The sequence below is a fragment of the Pseudorhodobacter sp. E13 genome (genome assembly GCF_003991405.1).
GTDB lineage: Bacteria > Pseudomonadota > Alphaproteobacteria > Rhodobacterales > Rhodobacteraceae > Pseudorhodobacter.
Map to the genome: position 1 here is coordinate 1 of NZ_RPEN01000072.1, position 343 is coordinate 343.

The 343-nt window shown below is 63.3% G+C and carries 1 protein-coding gene; it reads right to left on the bottom strand.

From position 1 onward, the window contains the following. On the bottom strand, positions 1-343 hold a 343-nt coding region (locus EGN72_RS19050; RefSeq protein ID WP_199743672.1), incomplete at both ends, for a hypothetical protein.

A 343-nucleotide genomic window follows, 5' to 3' on the forward strand; every position in this document is an offset into this window, starting at 1 on the left:
CCGCACATTCGCGCTATCGAGCGCCAGCGTTCCGTAAGGCACGCTATAGGTCAACACGACGGTCGCGCCGGTGGCCGTGGCGGCGGTGATATAGGTTGCCCGGCTCTTTTGCGCGGCGGTGCATGTTGCTTGCAGCAAGGCGCGGGCAGCAGTTTGGCCGATCTGCGCATAGCCTTGGCCAGTAAAGTGCAGGTAGTCGGTCGGATCGTAGGCGGCGGCCCAGCGGTAATCTGGACCGGCCAGATTGATCTTCGGGTTGCTGATATGCGCGCGCAACATTGCCAGCGCCGCTCTCGATGCGGGCGGTTCGGGCATATCGGCCACGGACTTGATAGAGGAAGGC